This window comes from Aeromonas sp. s7(2024), from assembly GCF_040907825.1.
In the GTDB taxonomy this organism is placed as follows: Bacteria; Pseudomonadota; Gammaproteobacteria; order Enterobacterales; family Aeromonadaceae; genus Aeromonas; species Aeromonas veronii.
In genome coordinates this window covers 161,367-168,117 of sequence record NZ_JBFOCM010000021.1, presented here as the reverse complement: position 1 = coordinate 168,117, position 6,751 = coordinate 161,367, and the positions used below count along the sequence as shown (strand labels likewise).

3 protein-coding genes are annotated in these 6,751 nt (G+C 50.5%); 2 read left to right on the top strand and 1 reads right to left on the bottom strand.

Features of this window, described 5'->3' with window-relative positions; all coding sequences use genetic code 11:
• Positions 1-24 precede the first annotated feature (24 nt).
• Entirely contained in the window at positions 25-4,041 is a 4,017-nt protein-coding gene (locus tag AB5Y73_RS09420; RefSeq protein ID WP_368147514.1) for a choice-of-anchor K domain-containing protein, read from the top strand.
• Between the two features lie 73 nt (positions 4,042-4,114).
• Here the strand turns inward: AB5Y73_RS09420 and AB5Y73_RS09415 are convergent, their stop codons facing one another.
• On the bottom strand, positions 4,115-4,609 hold the full coding sequence (locus AB5Y73_RS09415; RefSeq protein ID WP_005335330.1) for a hypothetical protein: 495 nt from the start codon (positions 4,607-4,609) through the stop codon (positions 4,115-4,117).
• Between the two features lie 185 nt (positions 4,610-4,794).
• Between AB5Y73_RS09415 and AB5Y73_RS09410 the strand changes: the two genes are divergently transcribed.
• Positions 4,795-6,750, top strand: coding sequence for an EAL domain-containing protein (locus AB5Y73_RS09410; protein ID WP_162895484.1), 1,956 nt, complete (start codon positions 4,795-4,797; stop codon positions 6,748-6,750).
• Position 6,751: the final 1 nt, after the last annotated feature.

Below are 6,751 nucleotides of genomic sequence, written 5' to 3'. Positions count from 1 at the left end.
GAGGACTTCAGTGCTGGCGGTCACGTGAACCTGACTATCGTCAATGGCACCGCGACCAGCAATGTGGAACTGAAGCTGGTGAATGACGAGCTGCAGTTTGCCAACGGCACTCCTGCGACTGGCTACAGCTACAACGCCACCACGGGCGTGATCAGCTGGACCGAAACCGCCCCAGGTGAAGGTCAGAGCATCACGGTCACCGCGACCCAGACTGATGCAGCAAACAGCACGTCAGGCCCAGGCTCTGATACCGCAAAAGTTTATACCCCTGGGAACTGCAATATTGTTGTGAATGAAAGTACGTTACGTGACGGTGGGTCAAATGTTGCAAGTGAGAAGATTAATTTTACAGCAGGAACGCAAGCGCTCACAGCATTTAACTTCAATTCCTCATCGATAAATGCCGCAACAAACCTTGCTGGGCACAACATAACTTGGGCGATTGCAACTAATGGTGCGTTGATTGGTTCTATCAATGGGCAACAAGCTATCATATTAACCTTAAGCGACATTTCAACGATCTCTCCAGGAACATCTGGCAATGTTACTGTTAATGTGGAGTTGCTAGATAATCTATTGCAAAATAATGGCTTAGGTGGTGAAAACTTAAGTGCTCTGATCAATGGTATTGTTATTGAAGGAACCACGGCTAACGGAAGTTTAGTAACCGGAAATGTTAGCGTTGAAATTATTGATGATGTCCCCAATGCCAACAATGACACTGGCAGTGTCGATGTGATAGTAGATAGTTTTATAGTGTCTGGTGTGGAGGCAAATTGGACATCATGGACAAATGGCACAAGCGTGACCACGTTCGATGGTAACAGTAATCCTAATGGTGGTGGTACTGACAATGATGATGGTTTAGATCAGATTAGATGGGGTAATCCAACGAATACCTATAAATCTGGTTATGGTTTCATCGATAACGACAGTGCATTAAATGGTCAGTTTGCCTTAAACCAAGAGATTATTTTGGGCACGTTTACTCACTATAACTTCCCAATATCTTCTGGTGGCGCTATCACTAAAGCAACTATGGATGTTACTTTCTCGGTGACTGATGCCTATGGGGTAGTTACACCAGTAACTCTCAACGTTAACTTTGACCATAATGAAACACCGAACGACAACAACGATCCTGAAGCATCAAAAGATATCATTAAAGTCGGCAATACCAATGTAACCTTTGAACATCAGGGGCAAGTTTATACGCTGCAAGTAATAGGCTTTAGAGTTCCTGGTACTAACCAAGTTGTTACTGAAATTAGAACGGCTGAAAATGCGGCAAGCAGTTATGAACTGGTTGTACGTATAGTCGCTGGTAATGGCTATGAATTGCCCTCTACCGAGGGGAATGTGTTAACCAATGATGTCATCGGTGCTGATAGCGATCTCACGGTAGTAGGTGCTGCAACGGGCGACCAAACAGGTTCAGGCACCACTGGCAGCGTTGGAGTCATTATTAACGGCATATATGGCACGTTAATCATAGACGCCAATGGTAGTTACACTTACAAAGTAACAGCCAACGCCTCAGCGATTCCGGCCGGCGCAACAGAAACCTTTACCTACACCATGCAGGATGCTGATGGTGATCAATCCAGCGCATTACTCACCATTAATGTAAATACCGTTAATGTGAATGCGCTTAAAGCAGTTCAAGATCAAAAAAGTGGTCCTGAAGATACTGCTGTAATCGGTAATGTGCTGGAAAATGATGGCAATAAAAATACATCAGTCACCCATTTCACTGTGGCTAACGATGCCAATCAGTATACTGCAGGCAGTAAAATTATATTGACAGAGGGTGAACTAACCCTCAATGCTGATGGTAGCTACACCTTTAAGCCCGCAGATGATTGGAATGGCCAGGTTCCAGTCGTCACCTACACCACGAATACTGGGGCAACAAGCACACTAACCATAGTGGTAACGCCTGTTGATGATCCAACGGTGACTGAATCAGATAGCAACACTGTTGCCGAGGATGCTCAAGCGAAAGGTAACGTACTGGAAAATGATACGGATGCGGATAACACATTATCCGTGACCAGCTTCCAAGTGAATAACGAGACCTATACCGCTGGTAGTACTTGGTATCAATTGCCGGAAGGTGAGTTGCAATTAAATACAAATGGTGAATACAGCTTTGTGCCAAAAGAGTACTGGAGCGGTTCATTACCTGTAATTACATACACCACTAATACGGGTGTTACAAGTACCTTGAATATAACTGTTGAAGCGGTGGCTAATGCCCCGACGCTCACTGTTGGCAATTACACAAATGTCGCATCTATCAACTTTGAAGATGCAAAGTTCAATGTGAATAACGGCTGGGGGGGCGTAATTGCGAATCAGATTGACGGCCTTAACACCCTTGGTAAATGGTATACCAGCAACTCAGGTGGCAGGATTGAAGTTGGTTTCGAAAAAACTTATCAGGGTGGAGGATCCACCAACAAGGTCATGGAAATTGAGTTTAATAATGGTGACGATACTCTGTACACGGATATGGAGTTGTATGCTGGGCGCTTCTATGAGCTAGGTTTCGATATTGCAGCACGCTTAGGCCACGAATCTAGCTCGAAGCTTACGATCAAACTGATTCCATTAGATAATATCGGTCAGCCAATAATGTCACAGGCCATCACTCTCTATGACTTTAACAAAAATGATTCTAATTGGCTACGCGACCAAAAAGTATCCTTACCCGTAAATGCCTCTGGTAATTACCGCCTGTTATTTGAGGCGGACTCAGATGCGGATTCTGTTGGTGCTATTTTGGATAATCTCTCTTTTAGCGCTGTAGATAACCTTGGTTATATCGGAAACTTCATCAAGCTTGGCAATATAAATGCTCAGTTAGTTGATGACGATAACTCTGAATCGTTGAGCATTAAGTTGCAAGGCTTGCCAGAAGGCGCGATTTTAAAAGATGGAAATGATCATCAAGTAACAGTTGATGCTAATGGCGAAGTAGACATTACGGGTTGGAATCTTAATAACTTACAGATTAAAGTCGCCAACCATGGCAACTTTACCATCACAGTTGTGGCTACGGCGACAGAAGCCAGTAATCAAGATTCAGCGCAAAGTACTGCTTATTTCCAAGTTGCCGTTCTGCATAAGAATAATGTTGTCGGTGGTCAGAGTGTAGATTCATTCATGATGACCGATTGGAGTGGTGATACAGCCCAGTTTGCCGTTAATTTAGGAGGATACGGCAGTGTCGCTTCATCATCCAAGACTCAATATATTGCTAAAGACACCGAGCTACTAATTAATGCAGGCGATAGTAATGATTACATTGACCTTGGTGTTTCAACTGCTAACAATATCGTGAACACTGGTAGTTCGTTGCCCAATGTTAATAACCCTGTGGTTACTCAAGATGAGTTACTTAGCAGCCAATTTATGACTCAGGATGTTATTACCAATACCGTAGGTACTCTTAAGGAAGATGCGCGGCAGCCACTGCAACCCAAAACAGACACTGTCAATTTGGGTTCTGGCGACGACATAGTCAACGGTGGCGAAGGTAGCCAGGTCGCTCATGGCGGCAGTGGCAATGACCAACTGATTGGTGGTGAAGGTATTGATGGTTTACGTGGTGGTTTGGGTGACGACATTCTGATTGGTGGTCTTGGCAATGATGTCCTGCGTGGTGATGAAGGTGCAGATATCTTTGTCTGGAACAAAGGGGATACGGTATCCGGCTCTCAGACCACAGATTACATCATGGACTTCAACAAGGGGTCAGGCACTAACAACCTTTCGGAAGGTGACAAGCTGGACTTGAGTGATTTGCTTGATTCCCCCAATCAGAATGATCTGACTTCTCTACTCTCTGTTATTCAGGGCGACGATGGGGTGCATCTATTTATCAGAGAAGACAGTAGTTCTACCTCACCAACTCAAGAGATTGTGTTGATGAATCATACTTTCGATAGCTTGACTGGGGGTTCTGATACTACGACCACTGAGGTTCTCGAGTACATGTTGAACAACATACTGCTGATCGACAAACCTCATGGCTAACACGAACAGACAGTAGAAAAACAAAAGCGGCAGAGCAATCTGCCGCTTTTTTTATCTTTGCAGGGAAGAGAAATCAGTTGCCGAGGGTGGCAAACAGGCTCTGCTCCAGGGTGCCGCGGGAGACACAGACCGGCTTGATGGACGGGGCCGGTACGCGTTCGCCTGAGGATTCAACGAAGAACAGCTCTGTGTTGCCCTTGACATTGACGGTGGCCACGCTGCTGTTGCCGCTCTGGGTGATGATTAAGTTGATCTGCAGGTTCGGGTTGCCCAGTGCAACTTTGGAACCCATGGTACCGCAGTCCAGCCACTCCAGCCCGTCGGCTGACTGGTTGACGTTGGCAGTCATCAGGCCGGAGCCACGCTGGCTGTTTTCGATGGTGAGGCCGTGATCGGTGAACCACTTCTCGGCGCGAGCCCACACCAGATCCACCGGGATCGCCATTTCCTGAGTGTTGTTGGTTGCCTTGGCAATTGGCGGGTTGTAGCGATACTCCTCACCGCCGTTATTGTCACCAGCACAACCAACCAGCAGCAGCGCCAATGCGCTCCCCATAATCTTTTTCATCTTGTTTCTCTCGTCCATATCACCAGGCCATTGGCCAACCGGCGCCTATTATCGCCGGAGCGACAATCTCTGTCAGCAACCATCCAGCGTTCGATGTTATGGGGAGGTGATCGGGGTGCTTTACAAAATTGGTTTGCTATCATAGATTTGCTCGAAATTCCTCCATAAGCACCCCTGTGACCAACATGCTCACCCCGGATCTGCTGCAGCAGATCATCGACCAATTGCCAATGAGTATCTTCTGTCGAGATAGTCATGGGCGTTACCTGTTCGCCAATCGTGAGTTCGCCCGTGAAGCCAAGCTGGAGTCGCCTGCCGAGATTGTCGGCAAGACAGATGCAGATATGCCCTGGGGCGATCTCTTTCGCAGTGAGGATGAGCAGCTGCTTGCTGGAGGCGTGCCGATACTGTATCAGCAGCTCCATTGCAACCGGGGCGGGAATACCTGCTGGATGGAGGTGCACAAGGTACCTCTTTACACCCCGCAGGGGGAAGCGTGCGCAGTGTTCGGCGTGGTTAACGAGATTGCCCAGCGCAAAAGTCTTGAACAGACGGTCAAAAAGCAGCAGTTGTTGCAGCGTTTTCTGCTCGATGCCATTCCTGATCTGATCCGTTTCGATGATCACAACGGGGTGTTGCTGGAGTGCAATCAGGCGTTTCTCGACTTTATCGGCCAGGGGGCGGATGAGGTGCTGGGTCAGCAGCTACCGTTCCGGCTGGCGGCGCCGCAGGGGATGGGCCACGGCGAGTGCTGTCTGCTGGATGCCAGCGGGCAGGGGCGACACATGGAGATCACCCGGGTCGATGTCCCCGATGGTGACGGCCACTCCCTCGGGATCCTGACGCTGGGGCGTGACATCACCGGCCTGCGCACCACTCAGGCGCAGTTGCAGCAGGAGCAGCACTACGACAGTCTGACCGGGTTGCTCAAACTCTCCCGGTTCTTGCAGACCAGCCGCCATCTTGGGGGACGCAGTGCCACGCTGGTGCTGGTCGATCTGCACCATTTTCGTGAAATCAACGATCGCTTCGGGATCCGGATTGCCGATCGCCTGCTGAGCCAGGTTGCCAAGCGGTTGCAGCAGCTGGTGCCGCCGCGTTCTCTGCTCTGTCGGGTCGCTGCCGATGACTTCAGCCTGCTGCTGCCAGATTTCAACGAGCCATTGCAGGGGTGGAGCCAGCATCTGCAGCAGCAGTTGATGGAGCACTATCAGGTGGAAGATCACCGCATCCAGATCCCGGTGTTTCTGGGGCTGGCCCAGGGGCGGGCAAGCGATGCCGAACGGTTGCTCAGTCATGCCGAGGCTGCGCTGGCGCAGGGAAAACGGCAGCAGCAGTACTGCACCTTGTTTGATCCCGAGCTGCATGCCCGGCTCAAGCGGCGTCAGCTGATCGCCGCCCAGTTGCCGCTCGCCATCAAGTCCGCCCAGCTGGTTGCCGTCTATCAGCCCATTATCTGTACCCGCACCCACCGACTGCACGGCGCCGAGCTGCTCTGTCGCTGGCCCCATCCCGAGCTTGGGATGATCTCCCCCGACGAATTCATTCCGTTGGCGGAAGAGATGGGGATCATCGGTCAACTGGGCCAGCTGATGCTGGAGCAGGGCTGTGCCCAGCTGGCGCAGTGGCAAACTGCGCAGCCGGATATGGTGCTCTCCATCAACCTCTCGCCTCTGCAGTTCCGTGATCCGGCGCTCTGTGAGCGGGTCTCAGCCTGCATCGCTCGCCATGGTCTCAAGGCCAGTCAACTGGAGCTGGAGATCACTGAAGGGGTACTGATGGAGAATGCCGACGAGATTGAGACCAACCTCGACAACCTGATCGCCGCCGGTTTTCAGCTGGCCATCGACGATTTTGGCACCGGTTACTGTTCGCTGGCCTATCTGCCGCGGTTGCAGGTGGCGACCCTCAAGCTGGATCGCAGCTTCACTCAGGGGCTGGCCAGCAATAGTGCGACCACCGCTATCGTGCGCTCAGTCATCGGGTTGGGCCATGAGCTGGGGATCCGGATTACGGCCGAAGGGGTAGAGACACCCGAGCAGCAGCTGTGGCTGACCGAGGCGGGTTGTGATCGGCTACAGGGCTATCTGTTCAGTCGCCCCCTGCCGCCGGCGGAGTTTGCTGCCAGCTATCTGGCGTGAA

Bases quoted from the DNA above. Each gene is read 5' to 3' on its own strand.
- AB5Y73_RS09415 (WP_005335330.1), bottom strand. From the start codon at position 4,609: ATGAAAAAGATTATGGGGAGCGCATTGGCGCTGCTGCTGGTTGGTTGT.
- AB5Y73_RS09410 (WP_162895484.1), top strand. From the start codon at position 4,795: ATGCTCACCCCGGATCTGCTGCAGCAGATCATCGACCAATTGCCAATG.